Annotated in this window: 19 protein-coding genes, 1 tRNA gene and 1 pseudogene; 11 read left to right on the top strand and 10 right to left on the bottom strand. The window is 70.1% G+C overall.

Features of this window, described 5'->3' with window-relative positions:
* Positions 1–60 precede the first annotated feature (60 nt).
* Entirely contained in the window at positions 61–639 is a 579-nt protein-coding gene (dcd, locus tag AB0C29_RS01820) for a dCTP deaminase (RefSeq protein ID WP_360813972.1), read from the bottom strand.
* A 75-nt stretch (positions 640–714) separates the two neighbouring features.
* Between dcd and AB0C29_RS01815 the strand changes: the two genes are divergently transcribed.
* Positions 715–1230 carry a pyridoxamine 5'-phosphate oxidase family protein gene (locus AB0C29_RS01815; RefSeq protein WP_360546808.1) on the top strand — a complete coding sequence of 172 codons (516 nt, stop codon included), beginning with the start codon at positions 715–717 and terminating at the stop codon, positions 1228–1230.
* Positions 1231–1366: 136 nt separating this feature from the next.
* Positions 1367–1440 (top strand) — tRNA-Gly (locus tag AB0C29_RS01810).
* A 232-nt stretch (positions 1441–1672) separates the two neighbouring features.
* Here AB0C29_RS01810 and AB0C29_RS01805 read toward each other — a convergent pair.
* Positions 1673–5983: a CHAT domain-containing protein gene (locus AB0C29_RS01805; protein WP_360813970.1), complete on the bottom strand. Its 4311-nt coding sequence runs from the start codon at positions 5981–5983 to the stop codon at positions 1673–1675.
* A gap of 667 nt (positions 5984–6650) precedes the next feature.
* Between AB0C29_RS01805 and AB0C29_RS01800 the strand changes: the two genes are divergently transcribed.
* A complete protein-coding gene (locus tag AB0C29_RS01800) occupies positions 6651–7085 on the top strand; it encodes a hypothetical protein (protein WP_360813968.1) in 435 nt (144 codons plus the stop codon).
* 99 nt (positions 7086–7184) lie between these two features.
* Complete coding sequence (locus AB0C29_RS01795; protein ID WP_360813966.1) at positions 7185–7730, top strand: NUDIX hydrolase; 546 nt, start codon at positions 7185–7187, stop codon at positions 7728–7730.
* Between the two features lie 53 nt (positions 7731–7783).
* Here the strand turns inward: AB0C29_RS01795 and AB0C29_RS01790 are convergent.
* Positions 7784–7972, bottom strand: a pseudogene (locus tag AB0C29_RS01790) (GntR family transcriptional regulator); the annotation flags it as partial.
* A gap of 158 nt (positions 7973–8130) precedes the next feature.
* On the opposite strand from AB0C29_RS01790, the gene AB0C29_RS01785 reads away from it, so the two are divergent.
* Both AB0C29_RS01785 and AB0C29_RS01780 read left to right on the top strand, forming a co-directional pair.
* Entirely contained in the window at positions 8131–8517 is a 387-nt protein-coding gene (locus AB0C29_RS01785; protein WP_360813964.1) for a hypothetical protein, read from the top strand.
* Between the two features lie 156 nt (positions 8518–8673).
* Positions 8674–8997, top strand: a complete 324-nt coding sequence (locus tag AB0C29_RS01780; protein ID WP_360813962.1) for a hypothetical protein — start codon at positions 8674–8676, stop codon at positions 8995–8997.
* 10 nt (positions 8998–9007) lie between these two features.
* On the opposite strand, the gene AB0C29_RS01775 is transcribed toward AB0C29_RS01780, so the two are convergent.
* From AB0C29_RS01775 to AB0C29_RS01765, 3 genes are all read right to left on the bottom strand, one after another.
* Complete coding sequence (locus AB0C29_RS01775; RefSeq protein ID WP_360813960.1) at positions 9008–9898, bottom strand: LamG domain-containing protein; 891 nt, start codon at positions 9896–9898, stop codon at positions 9008–9010.
* Positions 9899–9974: 76 nt separating this feature from the next.
* A complete protein-coding gene (locus AB0C29_RS01770) occupies positions 9975–11000 on the bottom strand; it encodes a hemolysin family protein (protein ID WP_360813958.1) in 1026 nt (341 codons plus the stop codon).
* Positions 10993–12327, bottom strand: a complete 1335-nt coding sequence (locus AB0C29_RS01765) for a hemolysin family protein (protein ID WP_360813956.1) — start codon at positions 12325–12327, stop codon at positions 10993–10995. Before AB0C29_RS01765 ends, AB0C29_RS01770 begins: the two co-directional genes overlap by 8 nt.
* Before the next feature lie 108 nt (positions 12328–12435).
* Here AB0C29_RS01765 and AB0C29_RS01760 point away from each other — a divergent pair, with 108 nt between their 5' ends.
* A complete protein-coding gene (locus AB0C29_RS01760) occupies positions 12436–13095 on the top strand; it encodes a GPP34 family phosphoprotein (protein ID WP_360813954.1) in 660 nt (219 codons plus the stop codon).
* A gap of 5 nt (positions 13096–13100) precedes the next feature.
* Here AB0C29_RS01760 and AB0C29_RS01755 read toward each other — a convergent pair whose 3' ends face one another.
* Both AB0C29_RS01755 and AB0C29_RS01750 read right to left on the bottom strand, forming a co-directional pair.
* A complete protein-coding gene (locus AB0C29_RS01755) occupies positions 13101–15239 on the bottom strand; it encodes a (Fe-S)-binding protein (RefSeq protein ID WP_360813952.1) in 2139 nt (712 codons plus the stop codon).
* 211 nt (positions 15240–15450) lie between these two features.
* Positions 15451–15714: a cell division protein CrgA gene (locus tag AB0C29_RS01750; protein ID WP_360546788.1), complete on the bottom strand. Its 264-nt coding sequence runs from the start codon at positions 15712–15714 to the stop codon at positions 15451–15453.
* A gap of 168 nt (positions 15715–15882) precedes the next feature.
* On the opposite strand from AB0C29_RS01750, the gene AB0C29_RS01745 reads away from it, so the two are divergent.
* From AB0C29_RS01745 to AB0C29_RS01730, 4 genes are all read left to right on the top strand, one after another.
* Positions 15883–16692, top strand: a complete 810-nt coding sequence (locus AB0C29_RS01745) for a DUF881 domain-containing protein (protein ID WP_360813950.1) — start codon at positions 15883–15885, stop codon at positions 16690–16692.
* A 1295-nt stretch (positions 16693–17987) separates the two neighbouring features.
* Positions 17988–19361: a class E sortase gene (locus tag AB0C29_RS01740; RefSeq protein ID WP_360813948.1), complete on the top strand. Its 1374-nt coding sequence runs from the start codon at positions 17988–17990 to the stop codon at positions 19359–19361.
* A 9-nt stretch (positions 19362–19370) separates the two neighbouring features.
* Complete coding sequence (locus AB0C29_RS01735) at positions 19371–19652, top strand: hypothetical protein (RefSeq protein ID WP_360813946.1); 282 nt, start codon at positions 19371–19373, stop codon at positions 19650–19652.
* Between the two features lie 8 nt (positions 19653–19660).
* Entirely contained in the window at positions 19661–20311 is a 651-nt protein-coding gene (locus AB0C29_RS01730; RefSeq protein ID WP_360813944.1) for an aminodeoxychorismate/anthranilate synthase component II, read from the top strand.
* Between the two features lie 60 nt (positions 20312–20371).
* Here the strand turns inward: AB0C29_RS01730 and pknB are convergent, their stop codons facing one another.
* Positions 20372–22174 carry a Stk1 family PASTA domain-containing Ser/Thr kinase gene (gene pknB / locus AB0C29_RS01725; protein ID WP_360813942.1) on the bottom strand — a complete coding sequence of 601 codons (1803 nt, stop codon included), beginning with the start codon at positions 22172–22174 and terminating at the stop codon, positions 20372–20374.
* Complete coding sequence (locus AB0C29_RS01720; protein WP_360813940.1) at positions 22171–22458, bottom strand: hypothetical protein; 288 nt, start codon at positions 22456–22458, stop codon at positions 22171–22173. Before AB0C29_RS01720 ends, pknB begins: the two co-directional genes overlap by 4 nt.
* Between the last annotated feature and the right edge of the window lie 265 nt (positions 22459–22723).

The raw sequence follows: 22723 nt of genomic DNA, 5'->3' as shown, positions 1-22723 counted from the left end.
CGGCGGGAGCGACGGCCAGTGACATGCAACCAGGCACGACATGGCCTTGATCTTGCTCTGTCAGGTCGTCGGCCAGGTGCGGAAATTGTGGTAGCTGCGGCTCGGGGTCGGGCCGCGCTGGCCCTGGTAGCGCGAGCCGTAGACCGCCGAGCCGTAGGGGTGCTCCGCCGGGGACGACAGGCGGAAGATGCACAGCTGGCCGATCTTCATGCCCGGCCACAGCTTGATCGGCAGGTTGGCCACATTGGACAGCTCCAGGGTCACGTGCCCGGAGAAGCCCGGGTCGATGAAGCCGGCGGTCGAGTGGGTCAGCAGGCCGAGGCGGCCCAGGCTGCTCTTGCCCTCCAGCCGCCCGGCCAGCTGGTCGCCCAGCGTGATCACCTCAAGCGTCGAGGCCAGCACGAACTCGCCCGGGTGCAGCACGAACGCCTCGCCGTCGGCGGTCTCGACCTCGGCGGTCAGATCGTCCTGCTGCTCGGCCGGGTCGATGTGCGTGTACAGATGGTTGTTGAACACGCGGAAGAAGCGGTCCAGCCGGACGTCGATGCTGGACGGCTGCATCAGCTCCGGCGCGAACGGCTCGAGAGCGAGGTTTTCCGACTTGATCTCGGAGACCAGGTCACGGTCGGAGAGCAGCATCGGCACACCATACCGACCGGCATTGGGGTGCGTGTTCAGTGGTCGACTAGAACATATGTTCGATATGATGTTCGCATGGCTTCCTGGTCCGAATTCGCCGCGGCTGAGCCCGAGCTCGCCGCGGCCGTCCGCGCACTGCTCCAGCAGTACGGCCCCGGCATGGGCTACCTCGCGACAGTCCGCGCCGACGGCGGGCCCCGCGTGCACCCCGTGTCCCCGGTCATCACCGACGAAGGCCTCTACTGCTTCGTGGTCAACTCGGCAAAACGCCGCGACCTGGAGCGCGACGGCCGCTACGCCCTGCACTCGTACCCACCGGAGGAAAGCGACGACGAGGCGTACGTGACCGGCCACGCCCACCCGGTGACCGACCCGGCCGTGATCAACCGCCTGGCGGAAGCCCTCCGCGCCTCCGCCCTGGTCGACTGGCGCCTGTTCGAGTTCGACATCACCACAGCCATGCTCCGCCGCCACGGCCCGGCCGGCGCCCTGCCCCTGGCCATGACCCTGCGATACCCCCCGATCACCCGATCGTGGCGCGACCCGGCCGCCAACTTAGGCCGCCCCCTGGTCGCCGCCGCAAGGTCGTAGGCACCGGCCGGCCACCGCTCTGCGTCGCGGGGCGCTGCCAGGTTCGGGAGGGAGCTGGGCCGCACCAGGTCCGGCCGGTGCCTACTCGGGGCGGCTCCGCCACCAAGCCCGGCAATCGGGTACAGTGGGGCCGCTCGCGGGTGTAGTTCAATGGCAGAACATCAGCTTCCCAAGCTGACAGTGCGGGTTCGATTCCCGTCACCCGCTCCACGTACGGAAGCCCTGGTCAGGACCGATGGTCCGCCAGGGCTTCCGTGTGTTCAGGGGCTCGGAACAGAGCCGCGTGCTATCCAAGGGGCAAGCCGCGTCGCGGCCGTGGTGGGCCGGCTGGAGTCAGCGGCGCGCTGGGCGGGGCGGTCCGCCGAGAATCGGCACCGTCGCGGACTCGGCCGTTAGCGGGCGTCGGGCAGGGCGCCGATCTGGTCGGTGAGGGTGGGATCCGTCACGTGTCCTCCGGGGTGGCGGGCGGGGTGGGCGGATCGGCGAGCGGTGGTGCGATGGGTGCGGTGAGCCGGTCCAGGATCACGGTGACCACCGCGGCGGTAGCGGGGTCGAGCTCGTCGAGCAGGGTGGGGTCGCGGTCGCCGGCGAGGATGTGGCGTAGTACCGCGGCGAACGTCGCCCCTTGTGGGTCGGCGGCAAGATCATCGAGGACCGGTGCGAGCTGCGCGCGGGCGTCGGGGTCGCCGCCGGCGGCCAGGACCGTGGCCTCGATGAACCCAGTGAGCGCGTTCTCCTGGTCGTTGGGGTTGGTGAGGGTGTGCCAGGCGTTGAGGTCGATGGCGACGGTGCCGGCGAGGGCGTCCAGGAGGCGACGTACTACGGCGGTGTCGATCGGGTCGAGCCCGTCCAGGGCTGGCGTGTGGTCGCCGGCGGAGATGCGGCGCAGCACCGCGACCAGCCGCCGCCAGTCGCTTTGCTCGCCGCGGGTGGTGAAGACCTGCTCGACGACGGCGGCCGCGTCGGAGTCACCGCGATCGGCGGCAACCAGGGCGGCGATCACAGGTTCCCACCAGGTCAGGTGCCGTTGCAGCTCCAAGACCTCCTCCGACGACAGGGTGCGGGCCTGGCGGAGCACCTCGTCCATCGCCGCCTGTCCATCCGGGGCGCGGGCGGGTAGCCGGGCCACAAGGTCGGCCAGATGCACTCCGTCGACCTGGTCGACGATGCGGCACACGTCGGCGAACGCTGTCGGGGGCGGCGCCTCGTCCCGGGTAAGCAGTCGGGTGAGGGCGCGGACGTCTTGCGTTAGATCGCCGTCGCCCGTCTGATAGTCGATCACCGCAGTGGCCAGGCGGTGGGCCCACACCTGCTGCTGCTCGCCGCCGTACCGGTTCAGGTAGATCGCGAGGTTGGCGTGGCTGACCTGGATACCGTCCGGATCGTCGGCGGTGTAGCCCAGCCGCAGGGCGTCCTTGCACAGCTCGATCGCCGGGCCGCCGTGACCCAGCTCGTCCTCCAGGTCGGCCAGCGCGGACAAGACCTTGCCCAGCGCGGTGACGTTGTGGTCGGCGGCGAAGACGGTCCGGCACCGTTGCAGCAGGGTCCGGGCCTCACCGACCCGGCCTAGCCGAAGCAGCGGCCCGTAGTCGTTGAACGCAGAGAAGGCCTGGTCGGCGTCGCTGGCCCCCCGCCCCCTTAGGGAGGCGAGTTGTTCGGCATTGAGGTCCAGCGCCCGCTCCCACCGGCCGAGGCGCCGTGCTGCCTCCCGGCCGAGGTCGAAGATTGCTTCCCGGACGTTCCAGGGGGCTGTGGCCTCGGGCATATCGGAGGAATCGGGGAGGGCAGCCATCGCCGGGCGGAGCTGTTCCACGGAGGCAAGTACCTGCTCGGCGTTTCCCTGCATGGTGAGGATCTGCAGCCGCCGCCCCTCGTCGCCGAGCTGGGTCCACGGGCCCCATCCGGCTCGACGGGTGTACTCCTTCTTGTCCTCGGCAAGGCTGAGTGCCTCGTCAAAGCGACCCCGCCTGCGGTGGTGGTTGAGGAGGTCCGACGCGACCAGCGAGGCCGTCGGGAAGTCCTGGCGGATGACCGCGGTGTCGAGCAGGTGACGCATCTCTGTGGCGGCGTCATGGGGGCGGATGTACGCCATGGCTTGGGCGTGGAGCCGCCCCGCTTCAAGTTCCACGTCGGTGCCGCGGCCGCCCTCGCGGGCCTTGTCCAGCAGCGGCAGCACCGCCGCCGCGGTCCCCGGCGATTGGTCCCGGAACAGGAGCGTCTCGATCGGGTACAGCACCTGCTGCCACTGGCGTTGCCGGATCAGGTAGGGGGCGGCGGCCAGGGCCGCTCGGCGGACCAGCGAGCCCAGCTCCTCCCCCTCCCGCTCCCGAGCAGCGTTCAAGAGAATCAGCCAGTAGGCGGCGAGTTCGATGTCCACGGCGGTGCCCAGATCGGGGCCGGCGGTAGTGCGGCCGGCCTCGGCGACGCCGGGATGCAGATGGAATCGCAGGGGCCGGCCGGTGTCCGGGTTCCGGTCGACCGCGACCAAGGCTTGCTCCAGCAGCGGGGCCAGGGCAGCCTCCACGTCCGGGGTTGGGCCGGGTTTGCCGAGCCGCTTCCACAGGTCGGCCCAGTTGTCCTCGACTACTAGGCCCATGCGGTCGTCTTGTTCCAGGCAGCACAGCAGGCCGAACAAGGTCGCCGAGCCGTCCGGGAGGGTGCTGGTGGTGCCGCGGGTCCAGCCGTCGAGCACCCGCAGATAGTCCTCGCCGGTGGCGGACGCCTGCCCGTGGTGGAGGAAGGCGTCCAGGCGGGTGCCGGTGTCCAGCCAGGTCTGGTCCGCCTCCTCCAGCCGGGCCTGCAGCGCGGCCGGATCCTTGGCCTGCCCGTCGGCCAACTCGATCAGCTTCGGGTGACCCTGCACCACCGCCAGGGTGCGGGCGGCCAACGCTCGGGTCTGCCGCTCGTCCAGACCAGAGCCAGAGCTGGCGCCGTCGAGCAGGGCGCGCAGGTGCGGCCATTCCCGGGCCAGCAGCACCGCCTCGGTCAACGACAGCGCGTGCACCGGCTCCACCAGAACCCCCGCCGGCAGCGAGGCGATCCGGCGGCGGGAGGTCAACACCACCCGGGACAGGCCACCGTGGCCGGTGAGCGCATCGATCAGCAACTGCCACCGCTGGTCGCGCCATCCGCCGGTGTCGGTGAGCAGCGACTCCAGGTTGTCCAGCACGAGCAGCACCCGCTGGCGTTCCAGGAACTCGGTCAGCGCCGGCAGGAAGCCACGCAGCGCCGTGACGTCATCCACCAGATGCGCCAACCGGATCCCGGGCAGCTGCCCTTCTAGATCCAGGGCGAAGCCGGTCAGCGCGGCGGTGATGTCGTGGCCCTCCGGCGGGGCCTGATGCCACACCAGCCGAGCGAACCCGTCCTCGTGGGTGTACGCCAACTCCAACGCGCAAGCGGTCTTCCCGGCACCGGCCATCCCGTGAAACAACACCCCGCTGCGGCCGCTACGCGGGGCCAGGACGGCGGTGGCCCGGGTCATCGGCCCCACCCGGCCCACGAACCGCGCCGGCTGCGGATCGAACCGGGCCAGCTTCTGCTGCTCAGCCTGGAACACCACCGGCTGCCCCGGCGGCGCATCCAACCTCAGATCGGCGGCCCGGGCACCGAACAACGCCGGCGTCGTCACCGACAACGCCGGCGCCCCGGCTGTCGGCGGATCCTGCACCACCCGCGGCATCGTCAGGCCCAACGCCCGAGCCACCGGCTGCCCCTTACCCAACACCAGCCCGTAGAACGAGCCCGCGAGAGCGATCGCGAAATCATCCACCACCGGAAACCGCATCGCCAGCACCGCACAGTCCAGCCGACGCACCAACTCGGTAGCCACCGCCGGCAACGACCCCTCCGACTGCTCAGAACCGACGCCAGACGCGGCGCCGTCAGTTCCCTGCCCGCCGGCACCGTTCCCGGCGGCCGGCGGGCGCAGACCGAGCAGGCGCAGATGCTCCGCCGCGGTCACCGCCGCCGACTCACACGTCGACAAAGTGACCAGCTTCAACTGCTCACCAGTCAGATCCAGCAGATCCACCAACTCCGCACTGGAGACCAGATCCCGGCGGCCGGCATCGTCTTCCAACAACAGCCCAGCCGGCAGCCCATGGCCGGAAATATGCAGCACGTCCCAGCCCGGCTCCTCCAACAGCACATCCTCCAACCGGGCCCGGGTCGCGCCGTACTGCAACACCCGCAACTCCACCGCCCGGCCATTGGCCGCCGCGAACTCCTGCACCAACTGCGCCAACGCATACCGCTCCCGACGCAGATTCAACGCCGACGCATCCTCCGGCAGGCTGAACACCGCCAACATCCGCAGCCGCTCACCCACCGGGACCTTGTCCGACACCTCACCACCGACCTGGTCGATGACGACCGTGACCCGCTGCATCGCCAACGGGCGACCGTTCACTGCGGCCAGCTCCCACGGCCGGTAGGCCAACACTTCCGCCGCGGCCGGCACTTCAAGCCGTACTGGCTGGCGGGCCTTCACCAACGCCGGCCCCACCGGGCCCAGCACCTGCTCCCCGATCCACGCCCCCACCTGCGCCGTCAACTGCGCCTCACCGGCCAACCGCCGATCCGGCGCCGCATGCCACAACAAATACTCATCCAACGCGGTGAACGCCTCGTACTGCCACTCCCGGGCATCCAACTCCACCACATGATCAGCCAGAAACCGGCCGCCATCAGCGTCGGTCAGCCGCCACCGCCACCGCGTCGGCCCCGCGAAATCCAACACCTCAAGCCGCAACATCCACCCACCACCCCGCATCGTGGCTAACTGCTCCACACTGATGCACCCGCGCCGACACAACAATCCCCACACCCGTCGATCACCCGGACGATGAGACAACCGTCAATGACCACATCGACCGGTCACACCGTCAACCGGTCACCCGGCTCCGGACTGGACGCCGGCCGCCCAGCCGCAGCCACGCGTAATCGCCCCGTCTGGACCTCACGACCACCAGGCAGGCGCGGGATCCGCACTACAGCCATCAGTACGAATTGAGCCGGCCGACAACGCGAAGGAACGCCGGAAGATCGGACGCCTGTCGCCCGTCACCCCGAGCAGCCTCACTTGGCCAGGCCGCGCTCCTCAAGGTCATCGGGCACAAATTGAGCACCGCCTCGGCCGGTAAAGCACTGTCGAAAGTTGAGTGGCGACTAACGACATTTCTAGGTGCGGACTACGCGAGCTTGGCATTCCCCATGTTGATCTGCACTCCGACGGGATGACCCGGCGATCTTGTACGGTTCTCAAGCTGACAGTGCGGGTTCGATTCCGTCACCCGCTCCACGTACGAAGCCTGGTCACGGCTGATGCCGAGCCAGGCGTTCGTCATCTTGGCGCACCATCACTTGCTGTCGTGCCGTTGCCTCTACTCAGTGGGAGGCGTGGCAGGAGAATCGCTCGGGTGGAGATCATCCGGTGGGTCGACGTCGCAGAGTGGTTCGACCCGTCGCAGAACGGGAGCGCCCCTGACGTCGTGGTGCCTGGTACCGCGATCGCGGACTGGGAAGCGTTGTTGGGGCTCATCCGGTCCGAGGGTTGGCGGTGTGAGTACCAGGTCGGCGACGAGCGGCGACCGCTGCCGGCAGCAGCCGCTGAGCTGTTCGGTCCAAACCTGGAGGGCTTGCTGCGGAGTGTGTGGGTCTGGCCCGACTCCGACTTGGAGTGGATCATCCGACCGTGGGCTCCCGACGAGGTCGTGAGCGATGTCAGCCTGTATGAGATCCAGGGCCAGGAGAGGCTGGACGCCTTCTGCCGGTTCCTGCGCACCGTTGGTGCAGCTCTGGCAAGTCCGTGCTCGTATACGCCGAGGGAGCTTTCGACAGCTACCCGCCGATGATGGCGTACGAGTCGGCCAACGATCGGGTGGCTTTCCTGGCCGGCTCGTGGCGCTGAGATCGTGGGCGGCGATGTCATACCCCCTCGCTAGGTTGCGGGCATGAGTCGTGACGAGTTGCAGCGGCGGTCGCTGGCGGCCGCGTTGGGCGATGTTGGTGCTGCACGGGTCGAATATGACGACGTCGCGGGCTGGGTGGCTGCCGCTGGTGCCAGTCCGGCGGATCCGTTGGGGGCCGAGGTCTGGGTGTTCGACGCGGACCTGTCCCGGGTTCTGCTGGTGCAGCATCCGTGGCGGGGTTGGGTTCCGCCGGGCGGGCAGGTCGAGCCCGGGGAGGCGCCCCGTGAGGCAGCGCGTCGTGAGTTGCGTGAGGAGACCGGGGTTGATGTCGATCTTTTCGATCGGCCGGCTGCCGTCAGCGTCCGCTCTTACCATCCCGACAAGCCGGCGACCTTGGGGCTGTCCTATGCCGCGATCGCTGATCCTGCGGTTCCGCTGCGGGCCGAGCCCGGTCAGCCGGCCGCGTGGATGAGCCTGGATCACTCGTGGGACAGCTGGTTCCCCGATGACCTGGTCCGCATGCGGGAGCACGCGGAGTGGCTGGCCGGCTTTTCTCCATCTGGACGGCCGGCACGCGTAAGCGATTGACCGCAGGCCCTGGGACACGGTCGAGGGCAATACGGATCTTGCGTTACTCCGCTGACGAGGCCGCGTTCCCGGAGCAGCTCGACCGCCCGGCGCGCGGTGCCTCGCGCTATTCCGAACTCTTGCACCATCGCCGTCTCGCTCGGGATCGGGCGGTTGGGCACCAGGTCGCCGCGGGCGATTCCGGCGGCGATGACGTCCGCTACCTGCACGTACACGGGCGTCATGCCCTCCGGATCGATCACAGGACCGACCGTTTATCGACGTGGATACCTGCGCCCTAAGATCGGGATGACAGCGTGGCCGGGGATAGCTCCAGCTCGTGGTCGAGACGAAGGCTCGGGCCAGTGGTGATGGCCCGAGCCTTCGCCTGTTCTCGGCCTACGGGTAGGAGACTGACTCCATGGACGCTGAGCTGACCGCCGCCCTGGTCCCGATCCTGGCCGACCTCGCCCGGCCCGGAGGCGTTCTTCCCGAGCTTCGCGACCAGGCGTGGAACGATTTCCCCGGCACCGCCAGCGCCTTCCTCTACGCCCAGGACGGGTCCGGGCAGGGGATCTCGATCACGCTCGGACGGCCGCCGGCTCAGCAGGTCGCCGAGCTGGCTGACCAGGTGCAGGAGTGGGCGGTTGAGGCACTGTGGACGCTCGGCCGGCCCACCAACTGGCCGTTCTGCCCGCGCCATCCGCACAGCCATCCGCTCGCGGCGATTGAGGTCCACGGGCGGGCAGTGTGGCATTGCCCAGCCGACCGCGTCGAGGTCGCGGCGATCGGCCGGCTTCCCACGTGACCAGGTGGTCTTCCTGACCGACTCGTGGCGCTGAGCGACGCGGCGGCCTTACGATTCCGGGGTGGCAGGCGATGACGTCAGCTCCTCCTCCCGGGGGGGTCCCGCGACGATCAGCGAGAGGTCGACGCGGAGGTACGGGACACCGAGGCCCGGCAGATGATGGACGGGCTGCGGGAACGGCAGAGCTCGCTGAAGAAGCGCGAGACGCAGCTCGCCGATCGGCAGTACGACGCCGACGCGCGTGACGCGGACCTCGAGCGCCGCACCCGCAAGCTCGATGGCCAGGAGCTGCTCTCCCAGCGACATCATTCCCGGCTCGGTGCACGGGAGCGGCGGCTCGCCGCGCGCGAAGCGAAGCTGCACGACCAGGAAGTCCAGCTGAACCAGGCGTTGTCGAACATCGACGAGCGCCGGCTCCAGCAGGACGAACGGGACCGGGCCGCGGATCAGCGCGAGATCGACGACTCGTTGCTGGAGTAGACCTGGTCCGTCAGGCGATGGTCAGGAAGACGTTGTCGATCTGGCCGGAGAACTGGTCGTTGCCCTTGCCCGCGCCCTTGCCGCCCACCCGCAGCGGTTCCGCGTTCGCGATCGACAGGTTTGCCGGGAGGCGGACCCAGGCGCGTTCCAGGCCGTCGACCGTCAGGGTCAGGCGGTCCTTGGTCCGGGCGCACATCAGGTTGTGCCAGCGGCCGTCGGCCACGTCGATCAGGGGTTCCGCCCGATAGATCTGGGTGCGGCCCGCGATCACGCAGCTCGGGTGGCCCTGCCGGTGGTCCACCTGGAGCTTGAACTGGCTCACCCCACCGACCGAGTAGCCCTTCTGGAAGACGTTCGCGCCGTCGGCCAGGTCCCGGTGGGTCATCATGATCGACGCTCCGTAGCGCATCGGGCGGGTGCCGGGGTTCAGGGCGTCCTCGCGGAAGCCTTCGAGGATCGCCCTCGGGCACTGCCGTTCGCGGGCCAGGGTGCAGCGGGTCGGGTACTGCACGGCCAGGCCGTTGCCCTGCGGGACCAGGCTCAGGGTGCCGCCATTCTGGGCGAGCGCCCGCAATGCGTACGCGCCGTGGGTGTCGGTCAGGGGCTGATTCACTCCACCGTCGAAGGTGTAGCGGACGGTGACCGGGGACTTGGCCACTCCGATCCGTCCACCTGTCTGGGGTACGGCGGCGAAGCCGGGGTTCGTGGGGGTGAGGACGCCGCCAGAGGGGCGCGGCTGGAGAGCGACGTACTGCGGGCTGATCCGGGGCGGCTCGGTGGTGCCGGGGTGGACCAGTTGCGCTGCGAACAGGCCGGAGCCGAGGGCGGCGGTCGCTACCAGCGCGCCGAGGGGGGTGACGCGCCGGCGTGCGCCTCGCGGGGACCGTCGAGAGTCGAACATGCGGTTATTGTCCGGATCGCCGCTTTAACTAGCGTGTTCAAACTCCGTTTGCGCGTAAATGTGGGCTAAAGCACCCTTACGTGGTCGGCCGAACGGAGGGCTCCCCGATCACGGCGTGCAGCACGTCGTCCAGGGCGATCACGCCGAGCGGCCGGCGCCCGTCACTCACCAGGACGATGTGCCGGCGGTCGCGTCTCATGGTCAGCAACAGGTCGGCCAGCGTGCGGTCCGGGGCCACCACGGCCAGGGGACGGATCATCTCGGCGGGCATCGGGAGGCTGCGCTGCGCTCCCTCGTACCCGAGGAGGTCCTTGACGTGCACGAAGCCCAGCACCCGCCGGGTCTCGCGCTGCACGACCGGCAGCCGCGACCGGCCGCTGCGGGTCGCCACCGCCTCGATGGTCGCCGGCGACGCGTCGTCGGCGACCGTCGTCACGCCCGCCCAGGGCTGCAGGGTGTCCGCCGCGGTCCGGTCGTTGAGGCCCAGCGCGGCGTGAATCCGGGCGTACTGCTCGGTGCCGAGCAGGCCCTCGGCCCGCGCCTGGGTGACCATCCCGGCCAGCTCCTCGGCGGTGAACACCGTCTTGACCGCGTCGGTGGCCTCGATCTTCCACAGCGACAACACCATCCGCGAGGCCCAGCGCATCGCGACCAGCAGCGGCTTGGTCCCGGTGCAGAAGGCCAACATGAACGGGCCCAGCACGAGCGCCGAGCGTTCCGGGCCGGCCAGCGTGATGTTCTTCGGGACCATCTCGCCGACCACGGTGTGCAGGAAGACGACCACGCCCAGCGCCAGCACGAAGGCCACCGGGTGGATCGCGTTCTCGGGCATCCCGATCGCGCCGAACGGACCCTCCAGCAGGTGCGCGAGGGCGGGCTCGGCGATCGCGCCCAGGCCGAGCGAGCAGATGGTGATCCCCAGCTGGGCGCCGGCGATCATCAGAGGAATCTGATTCATCGCCGACAGCGCCCAGCGGGCCGGCCGGGAGGTGGCGGCGAGCGGTTCGAGAGCCGTACGCCGGGACGCGATGAGCGCGAACTCACCACCGACGAAGAGCGCGTTGCCGAGCAGCAGCACGACCGTGACCAGCAGCTCAGTCATCGGAACTCTCCGGCGGCGCGACGACCCGGACCTGCTCGATGCGGTGCCGGTCGACCTCGATGACGGTGAACTCCCAGCCGTCGTCCTCGAGCGACTCGCCGACGACCGGGATGTGCCCCAGCCGGGAGAGCAGGAAGCCGGCGAGCGTCTCGTACGGGCCCTCGGGCAGCCGGAAACCTGTCTGCTCGGCCACCTCGTCCTCCCGCAGCAGCCCGTCGACCAGGAACTTCCGGTCGTCGCCGGGCGCGGTCAGCTCCGCGCTGCCGGCGTCGGTGAAGTCCACGTCGTACTCGTCAGCGATCTCGCCGACCAGCTCCTCGACCAGGTCCTCCACCGTGACCACGCCGTCGGTGCCGCCGTACTCGTCCACGACGATCGCCATGTCCGCGTCCGCGGCGCGCAGGGCAGCCAGCACCTTGTCCAGGTCGAGGCTCTCCGGCACGAAGACGGGCTCGCGGGCGACCGTGGACACCGCGGTCGAGGCGCGGCGTTCGGGCGGGACACCGAGGGCGTCGGACACCCCGACCACGCCGACGACCAGGTCGAGCGTCGACTCGTACACGGGGAAGCGGGTGTGGCCGGTCTCGCGGGCCGCGACGATGAGGTCCGCGACGCTCGCGGTGGTCTTGAGCCCGACCACGTCGACGCGCGGGGTCATCGCCTTCGCCGCGCGTTTCTCGCCGAAGCGGATCGTGCGGCGCAGCAGCGTCGCCGTCTCCGTGGGCAGCGCACCGGCCCGGGCGCTGATCGCGGCCAGCAGACCCAGCTCCTCCGGCGAACGCGCACTGGCCAGCTCCTCCTGCGGCTCGATGCCCAGCCGGCGGACCAGCCAGTTCGCCGAGCCGTTGAGCGCGCCGATCAGCCACTTGAAGAGCTTGGAGAACGTGCGCAGCGGGGCGGCGGTGGCCAGCGCGACCCGCATCGGCCGGGCCAGGGCCGCGTTCTTCGGCACCAGCTCGCCGAAGAGCATCGAGACGATCGTGGCCAGCACCAGCGAGAGCACGTGGGTGACGGTCTCGGTGGCGCCCCCGGCGATCGGCTCGATGCCCGGCCGGAAGATCCGGGACAGCGCGGGCTCGGCCAGATAGCCGGTCAGCAGGGCGGTGAGAGTGATGCCGAGCTGGGTGCCGGAGAGCTGGAAGGAGAGCTCATGCAGGGCGTGCCGCACCGTACGGGCGCGCCGGTCACCCTCGTCGGCGCGCTTGTCGATCTCCGCCCGGTCGACGGTGACCAGGCCGAACTCGGCTGCCACGAAGAACGCGTTGCCCGCCGTGAGCAACGCGAAAGCCGCCAACGGGAGCACCGTCGTCAGGAGCGGGCCGTCCATGATCGGTTCACCTCGGCCCTCATTGTGCCGGAACGCGGCATCCCGCGGGCGCTCGTGTCCGGTGCCGCGGGTCACCTCTGCCGCCGGCCGCCCGGATACGGTCGCATCATGAACCTCGCCGAAGAGTTCGTGCTGCTCGCCTACGGCGACGACGGCGTGCCCGACACCGACAGCGTCCGTCTCGACCACGGCCTGGGCGGCGCCCTGCTGCTGGAGCTGGCCATCAGCGGCCGGATCAGCGTCGAGGACAAGAAAGTCGTGGTCCTGGACCCGACCGCGACCGGTGACCCGCTGGTGGATCAGGCCCTGGACCGGATCGTGGCCGACGACAAGCCACGCAAGCCCGCCCACTGGGTCAAGAAGTTCACCGACGCCCGCAAGCCGGCCCTGGACCGGCTCGTCGACCAGGGCGTGCTGACCCGGGAGCAGGACAAGGTGCTGTTCGTCTTCCCGCGGACGCGCTATCCGGCCCCGAACGGCGTGGAGCCGGTGCCCGAGACGGAGGCGCGGCAACGGTTGACCGCCGCCGTTTCCGGAGCCGGGCCGGTCGAGCCGCGTACCGCTGCGCTCTGTGCCCTGGTGGGCGCGACCAACCTCGACCGCAAGGTCTTCCGCACGCTGGACCGCAAGCGGGTCGACGAGCGGCTCCGCGAGATCTCCGCGGGCGACGCGACCGCCGCGGCGGTCCGGCAGACCGTCGAGGAGATCCAGACCGCGGTCATCGTCGCGGTGGTCGCCGCCTCCGCCGTGAGCGCGGCGACCTCCTAGCCGGCCTAGGCGGGTGCCTTGTCGCCCTTGATCGAACGGAGCAGCACGCTGGCCACGTCGACGACCTCGACGTTGTCCTGCTCGCCCTTGCCGGTGACCCCGTCGCCGATCATCGTGTAGCAGAACGGGCAGCCCACGGCGATCGTCTTCGCGCCGGTCGCCAGGGCCTCCTCGGTGCGCTCCACGTTGATCCGCTTGCCGATCTTCTCCTCCATCCACATGCGGGCACCGCCGGCGCCGCAGCAGAAGGACCGCTCGGAGTTGCGTGGCATCTCCACGAGGTTGGCCGCCTCGCCCAGCACCTCGCGGGGAGCGTCGAAGACCCGGTTGTGCCGGCCCAGGTAGCAGGGATCGTGGTAGGTCACGTCGCCCTCGATGGGCTGGACGGGCGTGAGCTTGCCCTCCTTGACCAGGTGCGCGAGCAGCTGGGTGTGGTGCACGACCTCGACCTCGAGGCCCAGCTGCGAATACTCGTTGCCCAGCGTGTTGAAGCAGTGCGGGCAGGTCGCGACGATCCGCTTGACCTTCGCCTCCTGCAGGGTCTCGACGTTCTGCTGGGCCAGCATCTGGAAGACGAACTCGTTGCCGATCCGGCGGGCCGGGTCACCCGTACAGGTCTCGCCCTCGCCGAGGATGGCGTAATTGACGCCGGCCTCGTGCAGCAGCGTGGCGACCGCCCGGGTGGTCTTCTTCGCCCGGTCCTCGAAGGCGCCGGCGCAGCCGACCCAGAACAGGTAGTCGAAGTCCTCGGTCTCGCCGACCCGCGGCACCTCGAAGTCGAGGCCCTTGGTCCAGTCCTCGCGGGTGTTCTGCGGCGCGCCCCAGGGGTTGCCCTTGTTCTCCAGGTTGCGCAGCATGACGCCGGCCTCGGCCGGGAAGCTGGACTCGATCAGCACCTGGTAGCGGCGCATGTCGACGATGTGGTCGACGTGCTCGATGTCCACCGGGCACTGCTCGACGCAGGCCCCGCAGGTGGTGCAGGACCAGAGCACGTCCGGGTCGATCACGCCGCCCTCGGCCTCGGTGCCGATCAGCGGCCGGTTGCCCTCGGCGAGCGCCAGCACGTCCATGTGCGCGAGCTGGGCCTCGGTGGCCTTCTCCTCGCCGGTCAGGTCCTTGCCGCCGCCCCCGAGCAGGTAGGGCGCCTTGGCGTAGGCGTGATCCCGCAGCGACAGGACGAGCAGCTTGGGCGAGAGCGGCTTGGCCGTGTTCCACGCCGGGCACTGCGACTGGCAGCGGCCGCACTCGGTACAGGTGGAGAAGTCGAGCAGGCCCTTCCAGGTGAACTGCTCGACCTGGGCGACGCCGAACTGGTCCTTCTCCGGGTCGGCCTCCTCGAAGTCGAGCGGCTTGCCGTCGCTCATCATCGGCTTGAGCGCGCCCAGGCCGGAGCCCGCGGGCTTCTCCGGGCTGCGCTTGAAGAAGATGTTGAAGAAGGCCAGGAAGCGGTGCCAGGCCACGCCCATCGTCACGTTCAGCGCGATGGTGATCAGCCAGCCCATGGAGATGAAGATCTTGACCAGGGCGACCCAGGTGGGTCCGTCGGCCGCGGCGGGCAGCAGGGCGCCGACGCCGTGGCTGACCGGGGTGGCCCAGGCGGCGTACTCGAAGGTGTCGTTGGCGACCTTGAACCCGCGGATCAGGAAGCCGCAGATCAGGACGCCGACGATGATCGCCTCGACGAAGTAGCCCTGCCACATGGTGGAGCCGGTGAACCGGGAGACCTTCTTGCGCTTGTCGCGCTGGCGCCGGTAGATCAGGTAGAGGATGCCCAGCAGGCCGAGGACGCCGATCCACTCGGTGACCAGGCCGTAGATCGTCCAGTGGCCGATGATCGGCAGCCCGCCCTCGGGGTCGACCACCTCGAAGTAGGCCTCGACCACCAGCAGGAACAGGATCATGAAGGAGACCATCACGAACCAGTGCGCCGCACCGACCGCGGTCCACTTCAGCATCCGGGTGTGACCGAGGGTCTCAACCAGCATCGTGCGGGTGCGGGCGCCCTTGTCCCCGGAGCGGGTGGGGTCGGGCCGGCCCAGCCGGATCACCGCGGTCATCTGCATGACCGCCCGGACCGCCAGGACCACGGCGACGAGGGTGACGACGCCCGCCAGGACGGTGGCGACGATCTGCACTGTGCCCATGTGGTTGTGCCTCCTGGAGTCAGCTGGCCCGCCGACCTATGTTACCCACGAGTAATCAGAATGCGAGCGGCAGTCCGGGCAGGTGTTGCAGTCGCCTGGCGGAACGCAGTCGACAGCGCACCCCGCGGCTCGGACGCCGGGGTGCGCTGTCGGACAAATCAGACGCTGATCACGCTACCGCCCGGCCGGAGGCCGCGCGGTAGGAGCGGCACTAGCGCCAGCGGGAGAGGATGCCCAGGGAGGCGACCATGCAGCCGAAACCGACGAGGAGGTTCCAATACCGCCACGCCTCGACCGGGTACTGCTGCTCCGAGAGGTAGTACACCACCAGCCAGGAGATGCCGAAGACGATCAGCGCGACCGCCGTGATCGGCAGCCACACCGGACTCGGCTTCTTCGACGCCGCCGTCCCGGACGGACGAATGTCCGTCGGCGGGGTGTAGACCTTCTTCTTTCGAACCTGTGACTTCGGCACGGTGCTCTCCTGAGGGCAACAAGTGGTGAACAACCCACCCCTGAGCGGCTCCGGGGACCCCGAAAGCTGCCCGTGGCGAATACTGTTCGATAGCTAGCGTAGTCAAGGCGGCGCGCGCACAGGCACCCGCCGGTGCGTTTTTCGGCCGAGCCAGGGAGGACAACCGACGTGGAGTACACCACGGGGGCGCCCTCGTGGCGACTTGTCCTGCGACGAGCCCTTGGTGGACTACGTCCCCGCCGCAGGGGTCAACGGCAGCGCGGATGGTCGGTCGCGGTCCCACTGATCGGACTGGCGGCCGGTCTGTTGTTCACCACATCGGCGACAACGGCGGACGGCACCTCCCTGCGCGACGACCGCCGGCCGCAGCTCGCCCAGCTCATCGCGGACAAGCGCAGCCGGCTCGAGGACCGCGAGAAAAAGGCCGCTGACCTGCGCGCGGCCGTCGACCAGGACGCGGCCCGGCTGGCCGACGTCGACGAACCGGTCAAGCGGGCCCGGCAGCGCGCAGACGCGATGCGCGGAGGCGCGGGCTTCACCGCCCTACACGGCCCCGGCGTCACGGTCGTCCTCAACGACTCCCCGCAGCGGACCACCGGCACCGGCACGGACGCCCCCGAGAACGACGACCTCGTCGTCCACCAGGGTGACGTCCAGGCGGTGGTGAACGCATTGTGGGCAGGTGGGGCCGAGGCAATGGCGATCATGGATGTCCGCGTCATCTCCACGAGCGCGGTACGCTGTGTCGGCAACACGCTGCTGCTCCACGGGCAGGTCTTCTCGCCGCCGTTCAAGATCACGGCGATCGGCGAACCCACGGCGATGCATCGCGCGTTGGAGTCCGCAGAGGGAGTCCAGCAATTCCGTACGGCAGTGGCGGACTTCGGACTCGGCTATCAGGAAACCGTCGAGAGGAACGTGACTGTGCGGGCGTACGACGGGTCGAGTGACCTCCGATCCGCCGAGGCCACGGAGTGATGGAAGCGTCGGACGCCCAGCAGGCTGCGGCGAACTCCGGTCGGCACCGCGCTCCCGACGGCGACGCGCAGACGGCCTTCATTCCCCGGATCACGGACGCTTCGCCGGACGGCGTACCCGGTGGGCCGCTGGACCCACCGCCCAGCTTGGGGCCGGCAGCGCCTTGGGCCGCGCCGACCGGTCCGGTTTCGCCCGTGCAGGGGCCCTCAGTGCCCGCTCAGGCTCCGGTGTCGCCCGGGTCGTCCTTCCCGGTGCCTGCGGCTCCTGAGGTCGCTGGTGTGGCCGCTGGGGCTGTTTCGGCCGCTGACACTGCTGTGTTGCGGGGTGAGGCGGCTTCGGGGGCGGTTGATCCGGTGGTTGCTCGGGCGGCTGCGGCTGCTCGGGCTGCGGCCCGGACCGATGGCGTGCCAGTGGTGGGGCTTGCTGCTGACCGGACAGATAGCTCGCCGGTGGTGGCCCGTGCTGCGGATGCTCCGGGCCGGACCGTCAGTTCGCCGGTGATTGCCAGCGCGGCGGCTGCTGTACCTCCGCCGGCTGCTCCTGCCGGCTTTGATTTCTTCGCGGCTGCGGCTGAGGAGGCTCGGGTCGCCCGGGAATCGGCGCAGGCTGCGGGGGGTGGCTTTGCGGGGCCGGAGATTGCGGCTGCGCCGAGCGCTCCGAACGGCTTTGCTCCGGCGGCGGGCGGCCCAGCGGTGAGTGAGTTTGCGCGGCCGCGCGAGGTGGACGGTCAGCGTTCCACCGGGGTTGCCGCGCCCAGTGACTATGCCCGGCCCGTCAGCGGCGCCACCGGCGGAAACAACTTCGGGCGGCCGAACGGCAGCGCACCCGCCGCGAGCGACTTCGCACGGCCGAGCAGCCCGTCCCCAGCCACTGATTTCGCGCGGCCCAACGGCAGCGCACCGGCTGCGAGCGACTTCGCACGGCCGAGCAGCGCGTTCCCTGCCAGCGACTTTGCGCGGCCCAACGGCAGCGCACCGGCTGCGAGTGACTTCGCGCGACCGAGCAGCGCAAACGGCTTCGGGCGGTCCCCGGGTGACGCTGCAGAGGACTTCCGCCCGGTCAGCGGCTCGGCGTCCGCTGCGGCTGCCGTCCGGCCCGCCAGCGACGCGCCCGACGCCTTCGACCAGCCCCGCAGCCCAGGCCGCCGCTCAGCTCACAGCCAAGAGAACGACGTCTACCCGACCCCGACCAGCAGCTACCGCGGCCCACTCGCCGAGGACGAACGATCCGGCCGCCCCGAAGGCCAGCCGGCGAACGGATACGCCTCCCCACGCCGCGCCGCAGCCGACGAAGCCATGCCACGCCGCGCCGCCACGGAGGAAGCCGCCCCGCGCCGGACAGCCGCTGACGAGGCCATGCCGCGCCGGACGTACCCCGACAGCTTCAGCCGGGCCAACGGCCTGGACCCGAGGCCAGCCGACGCTTACCCCCAGGACGCCGGCCACGCCGAGGCGGCGAACGGCTTCGGTCGCCGAGCCGGCCAGACGCCTCCCGGCCCGGACCAGCAGCTCCCGAACGCCGCCGGGCGGGATCGGCTCGGCACCCCCTCGGTGGCGGACGCCTTCCGTTCTCGCAGCGAGCGCCGAGCCGTCCCCGCCAGCAGGCCCAGCGCCCGTGAGCAGGACGGTCATGAATTGTTCGCCGCGGGCACCGGCCAGACGCAGGACCCGTCGGCCACCGCCATCATTCGCACCGCGGATGCGCCGACCGGGCTGCTTCCCTCGGTTCGGCCCAAGGTCAGTTCCAAGTCGGCCACGGATGTGAGCAGCTCTGTGCGTACCCCTCTGCCCGGCGGGTCCGGCACCGTCGGTGCCGCTTCCGTCGCTGCTGCCGCGGCCGCCGCCGCGGCCGATCCTGATCTCGATGACGGCGCGGCGGAGGACGCCAAGCCGCGGCGGGGTGAGAAGGTCGTCAAGTTGCGGCCCGAGCAGACCGACGAGGGTTACAAGAGCGTGTATTCCGAGCTGACCCGTCCGACGCTGGGTTCGCGGATCCGGTCCGGTATCCGGGTCTCCGGCGAGCTGATGATCACCTTCGGGTTGATCGTGCTGCTGTTCGCCGGGTACGAGGTTTTCGGCAATTCGGCCAAGGTCGACAACGAGCAGGACACCCTCGCCACCGAGCTCGACGACCAGTGGAACGATCCGACCGTCGCGCCGAGCACGCCGGTCAAGGCCGCGCCGGCCGCGCCCGGGAAGAACCTGGTCGGGCGGCTCTACATCCCCAAGCTGGGCATGCAGTGGGTTGTTGTCAACGGCGTACGGCCGCAGGACATCCGGTACGCCCCGGGGCACTACCCGGACACCGCGGAGCCCGGCGAGATCGGCAACTTCTCGGTGGCCGGGCACCGGATCCGCAAGATCTTCTGGCGGCTCGACGAGCTCAAGCCGGGTGATGTGATCGGCGTCGAGACGCGCACCAACTGGTACGTCTACAAGGTCAGCGAGAGCGAGGTCGTCAAGCCCAGCGCCGTCGAGGTGGTGGCCCCGGTCCCGGGCAAGCCCAAGGCCAAGGCGACCAAGGCGATGCTCACGCTGACCACCTGCAACCCGAAGTTCAACAACTACGAGCGGCTCATCGTGCACGCCGAGCTGGTCGACACGATCAAGCGGGACGCGTCGCTGCCCAGCGCCGGCCGGCCCGCCGACATCGGCAAGACGAAGGCCTAGGGGGTAGCGATGTATTCCTGGATCTGGCGCAAGCTGCCCTTCGGCCTGTGGGGCAAGCTGACCGGTTCCCTCGCGCTGGTCACGATGGTCGGCGCGCTGCTCTGGTACGTCGTCTTCCCGTGGGCCACGCCGTTGCTGCCGTTCGACGACGTGCAGGTCAGCACGGGCACCGAGCAGAACGGCTCGGCCGAGCAGGACCCGAACGCGGTGCCGGGCGACGACTCGCTGCTGGGACCCGACGAGATCCCGTACAACGAGCACACCAACAACCCCCACCCGTCGGCCAGCTAGGTGGTCCCGTGCGCATCCTCGTGATCGACAACTACGACTCGTTCGTCTTCAACCTGGTGCAGTACCTGGGTCAGCTGGGTGCCGAGTGCGAGGTCCGGCGCAACGACGAGATCACCGTGGCCGACGTCGCCGGTTTCGGCGCCGCCGGGGTGCTGCTCTCGCCCGGGCCGGGCACGCCGGAGCGCGCCGGCATCATGATGGACGTCATTCAGGAGTACGCGGGCAAGCTGCCCATGTTCGGCGTCTGCCTCGGCCACCAGGCGATCGGTGCCGCGTTCGGTGGCACCGTCACCCGCGCCCCCGAGTTGCTGCACGGCAAGACCTCCACGGTGCAGCACAAGGGCACCGGCGTCCTGGCCGGTCTGCCCGATCCGTTCACCGCGACCCGCTACCACTCGCTGGCCGTGCTCCCGGAGACCCTGCCGGAGGAGATCGAGGTGACCGGCTGGACCGAGTCCGGCGTGGTCATGGCGATGCGGCACCGCACCCTGCCGATCGAGGGCGTGCAGTTCCACCCCGAGTCGGTACTGACCGAGGGCGGCCACACCATGCTGGCCAACTGGCTGGCTTCCTGCGGCCTGCCGGAGGCGTTGGACCGGGCCCCCGAGCTCGCCGCCGAGGTGGAGAGCCGCCGACGCTCTGCCTTCGCGACCGCCTGAGCCGTCCGCAGAACCAGAAAAGCCCGGACACGGGTTCGTGTCCGGGCTTTCCCGTGTCGCTCAGTTGAGCAGGCCGCCGACCGTACCGGTGCCCGTGCCGCCGCCGTCGCCGCCCGGCGGGTTCGGAATGTCCGGGTCCGGGGAACCCGAGTCGTCCGGGTTCGGTTCCTGCTCGGCGATCACGGTCAGCGTGATCTGGGTGTCCTTGGGCTTCTTCTGCTTGCCGTTCGGGGTCTGGTCGACGACCTGACCCGGCGTGCCCTGCTGGTTCGAGGGCTCGACCTCGATGTTGGTGAAGCCCTTCTGCTGGAGCAGCGCCTTCGCCACTTCCTCGGTCTTGCCGACCACCGACGGCACCTCGACCAGGTTGCCCCGGGAGATCTTGACGGTGATGGTCGTGCCGGGCTTGACCTTCTCGCCCTCTTTCTCGACCGAGATGACCCGGCCGCCTTCCGCGTCGCTGTCGACCTCCTGGAAGTCGGCCTTGAGGTTGGCCTCACGCAGCGCCTCCGCGGCCACCTCCCGGCTGCTGCCGCGCAGGTTGCTCGGCACCCGGGTGTCCTCCGGGCTGACGCACATGGTCAGAGTGATCTGCGTGTTGACCGGGACCGTCTGGGCCGGACTCGGCGACTGCTTCTCGACCTTCTTCTTGCAGTCGTCCGTCGTGACGGGGTCGCCGACCGCGACGTCCTGGAAGCCCGCCGCGGTGAGCTTCGCCTTGGCGTCGCTCTCCGACAGGCCCTCGACCTTCGGCACTGCCGCGCTCGCGATCGGGTCGGGCTCGTCCTCGTTGTTCTGCGACAGGACCAGGCCGATGCCCAGCGCCACGACCGCGAGCACGCCCAGGGCGGCGAGGACCGCCATCACCCAGGACGACGTCTTGCGTTCCGGTGGCTGCGGGCCACGCGGGCCCACGCCGGCCGGGATCGCCCGGGTCATCGCCGTCTGCTGGCGCATCGGCGGCCCGGACATCGCCATCGTCTCGGCCTCGGACATCACCGGGGTGGCCATGACCGGGCGCCCGGCGACCGCGCGCAGGGCGTCGGCCCGCATCTCCTGCGCGCTCTGGTAGCGGTTCAGCGGGTTCTTGGCCAGCGCCTTGAGCACGATCGCGTCGACGTCCGGCGGGACCTCGCGGTTGATGTCGCTGGGGGCCTTCGGGTCCTCGCGGACGTGCTGGTACGCCACGCTGACCGGGCTGTCCCCGACGAACGGCGGGTGCCCGACCAGGAGCTCGAACAGCACACAACCGGCGGCGTACACATCGGAGCGGGCGTCGACGGACTCGCCGCGCGCCTGCTCCGGGGAGAGGTACTGCGCCGTACCGATGACCGCGCTGGTCTGGGTCATCGTGGTGGCCCCGCTGGCCAGCGCCCGGGCGATGCCGAAGTCCATGACCTTGACCTGGCCGCCCTGGGTGATCATCACGTTGCCGGGCTTGATGTCCCGGTGGATGATCCCGTGCCGGTGGCTGAACTCCAGCGCGGCGCAGATGTCGGCGATGGTCTCCAGGGCCCGGCGCGGCTGGAGCCGCTGCTCGGCCGCCAGGACCTCCTTGAGGGTCCGGCCGTTGACGAACTCCATGACGATGAACGGCTGCTTCTCGCCGGCCGACGACACCTCTTCACCGGTGTCGTAGACGGCCACGATCGCCGGGTGGTTGAGGGCGGCCGAATTCTGCGCCTCCCGGCGGAACCGCTCCTGGAAGGTGGCATCGCGGGCCAGGTCGGTACGCAGCATCTTGATCGCGACGTCCCGGCCGAGGCGGAGGTCACGGCCCTTGTGCACCTCGGCCATGCCGCCGTAGCCGAGCAGCTCGCCGACCTGGTACCTGCCACCGAGCAGGCGGGCCTGCGCCGTCATAGCGTCTGTCGTCCTTCGGTCGCATGGTTCAGGCTGAGGGGAGCCGCAGCCTGCTTCGTAAGACGGTACGACGCCACCGGCGCCCGTGGATCGGTCGAGCCCGCCTGCACGACCGTGGCACGCGGACCGCTCCCACCCATCGCGGTGTTCCCCTGCTTCAGCAGGAACGAGATCACACCGGCACAGAGCAGGACAAGCAGGGCCAGAACGACGGCGAGGACGATCAGCACCTGCCGTCCGCCGGAACCCTCCGGCTGCTTGCCGCCCTGCATCGGCTGCTGCATCGGCGGTGCCGAGGGATGCCTGTACGGGGGCTGCCCGGACGGCACGGACGCCGCACCACGCGCCTGAGCCCCCGAGACCGGCCGCGGGACCGGCGGATACGGCGGGCGGGCCTGCCCGGAGACCGGATGTCCGGGCGGGCCGGAAGCGGGCGCGCCGGAATGCGGCCGGTTGGCCACCACCGGGCCACCGGAGTGAGGCCTGTTCATCGCTGGGCCACCCGTCTGCAGCCGGCCGTGAACGGCTCCGCGCCCGCCGGCCGCCCGC

Origin of the sequence: Actinoplanes sp. NPDC048791, from assembly GCF_040650095.1 — a bacterium.
Taxonomy (GTDB): domain Bacteria; phylum Actinomycetota; class Actinomycetes; order Mycobacteriales; family Micromonosporaceae; genus Actinoplanes.
This window is presented reverse-complemented; position numbering and strand designations above follow the sequence as displayed.